This is a genomic window from Mesorhizobium album (assembly GCF_033977205.1).
Lineage (GTDB): Bacteria > Pseudomonadota > Alphaproteobacteria > Rhizobiales > Rhizobiaceae > Mesorhizobium > Mesorhizobium album.
On the sequence record NZ_JAVIIW010000108.1, the window covers coordinates 1 to 2,185 of the forward strand.

At 62.7% G+C, this 2,185-nt stretch carries 3 protein-coding genes and 1 pseudogene; all 4 read right to left on the reverse strand.

The window, feature by feature from the left end:
* Nucleotides 1–224 (reverse strand): annotated as a pseudogene (locus tag RFN28_RS34330) (tyrosine-type recombinase/integrase); the annotation flags it as partial.
* Nucleotides 221–814 carry a tyrosine-type recombinase/integrase gene (locus RFN28_RS34335; RefSeq protein ID WP_320291552.1) on the reverse strand — a complete coding sequence of 198 codons (594 nt, stop codon included), beginning with the start codon at nucleotides 812–814 and terminating at the stop codon, nucleotides 221–223. The gene RFN28_RS34335 and the pseudogene RFN28_RS34330, both read right to left, overlap by 4 nt.
* A complete protein-coding gene (locus RFN28_RS34340) occupies nucleotides 739–1,152 on the reverse strand; it encodes a hypothetical protein (protein WP_320291553.1) in 414 nt (137 codons plus the stop codon). The genes RFN28_RS34335 and RFN28_RS34340 overlap by 76 nt, the downstream gene beginning before the upstream one ends.
* Nucleotides 1,149–2,185, reverse strand: a 1,037-nt coding sequence (locus RFN28_RS34345) for a site-specific integrase (protein ID WP_320291554.1), incomplete at its 5' end; no start/stop codon positions are given. The genes RFN28_RS34345 and RFN28_RS34340, both read right to left, overlap by 4 nt.

The following is a 2,185-nucleotide window of genomic DNA, read 5'->3' on the forward strand; positions in this document are numbered from 1 at the left end:
TTCTCTTCGAGTTCGTCGAGAAAGGCGAGAACGAGGTCTCGATCGAGATCTTCGAGCGCCAACGCCGCCGGCCTCTTCCGCAACCTGGCGGCGGCAAAGAGGATCAGCATGCGCAAGGCGTCGCGATAGCTGGCCACGGTCGCGGGAGTGGCGTTGCGTTGTTTGGTCAAGCGCCGGCGAAAGTAGGACTCCAAGAGCGGCGCCAGGAGTAGGTGTTCGCTCATGCTGCACCTCCATCGAGGAAAGCGCGGTCCGCCGCAATGGCGAGAAGATCCGCCGAACCAGTGAGGTAGTAAGCTGTATCGCTGTAGCTGGCGTGGCCGAGATATGTGGCGAGCAACGGGAGCAACGCCTGAACGTCTGCACGCTGTTGATGCCAGAAGCTGAGGCGGGTCACGGCGAACCGGTGCCTGAGATCGTGCGGCCTTAAGGGCTTACCGCCATCAAGGCCGGCGAGCTTGCGGACCTCGGCAAAACCGTTTTGCAGGCCGGTCGCTGAGAGGCGGTTGCCACGAGAGCTGAGGAAGAAGCCCTGGTCCTTGGGCGTGGGAAAAGCTGCGTCACGCTCACGGGCGTAGTGGCGAAGGGCAGCCTGGGTCGTCGTGTGAACTGGAACGAGGCGGTCCTTGCGGAACTTCGTCTTCCGAACCAGAAGAACCCCGCTGGTCAGATCGACGTCGGAACGATCAAGCCTGACCACTTCGCCAGATCGCAGTCCCGAGCTTGCCAACAATCCGATCAGCGTAGCCATCGTCCGCCTCCTGAGAGGGATGCCTGGCGAAATGCGCGCACATGCGTCGATGAGCGACGCCAACTCTGGCTCGCTGAGGATCCGCGGCGGCGGAATCGCCCTGGATCTGGGAAAGACTCTACGCTCCAGGTCTCCGTTTGGGTGTCATAGACGGCGAGATACTCGTAGAATCGGCGGAGCACGCCGTGACGAGTGGTGCGGCTGTTGGCGGCGCCGCCGAACGACAGGACGAAGTCCAGCGCCATCGTCTGGGTGGCGGGCGCATCGAACTGAGCGCGTTCAACGTAGCGGACGAAAGCCCGCAACGTGCCAGCTTGTTTGCTGAAAGAGTAGCCGAGCGACTGGCGCAGTTCGATGTAACGCTCGGCCTTCTCGCCGAGGAATCGGGTAAAGGCGGTCATGCCGCGCCTCCCGGAAAGGGGAGTGCGACCTCGGCGAGTTGCGAGGCCGCAACCTTCACGTACAGCGCCGTTGTGTTGATGCTCCGGTGGCCAAGAAGATCGGCGACCTCGTTGATTGGCCTTCGCTGCCTGACGAGCTGGGTGGCAAGGCTGTGGCGCAGGAGATGCGCACCTGCGACCCGCCCGAGTTCGACCCCGCCATGCCGCAACCGCTTCCGCACGATCCTCGAAACAGGCGACGCGCACTTGAACGGCCCCAGCGGCGGCGCAAAGGACAGGAATAGATACGGACTATCCACCTTCGGTCGAGCGCGCAGGATGTAATCGGCGAGTGCGGCGCCGGTCTCCTCGAGGAGTGGCACCACCCGATCACGCTTGCCCTTGGTGCGCCGAACGAAAACCTCGCCAGTGCGCCAGTCGATATCCTTCAGCCGAATGGCGCGTAACTCGCCGTTGCGAATGCCCGTGGTGGCGAGCAGCAGCAGGACGGCTCGATCGCGGATGTCGACCGGCGTCGTTGTGCCGATCGCATCGATCGCCTGACGAACGTCATCCCATGCGAGGCGCGGCGGCAAATGTGCCAAGCGCCAAGAGGGCGTCCTTGGGACGACGCGGGCGAGATCTTGGCGATGGTGGCCAGCCCAATACAAAAACCGAAGAAATGTTCGAATGTGAGAAGTCGCTGCCGTGCGGCTGCTGGAGGTCGCCGATAGTGACAGCCGATGCTCGACAGCAGCAAGGACCTGCTTAGCCGTCAACGCCTCGATGTCCTGGCCGGGATGGTGATGGCGGAACCAATCCAGAAAGCGGCGGCCGCCCAGAAGAACGCCTTCGCGGGTCTTCGGCTCCAGGCCCCGTACACTGCGCAGATAGTCCGAAAAGGAGGCCAGAAGCGGAGCATCCGGATCATCCTCTTCACTTGGAACGGAAATAATGAACCGCTCCGGAGCCACTCGCCGTGCATGGCCCAGAGCCGATACTGCCCCAATGCGCGGAGTATCCGTAGTAAACGCGCCCAAATAGCTGTCGATGA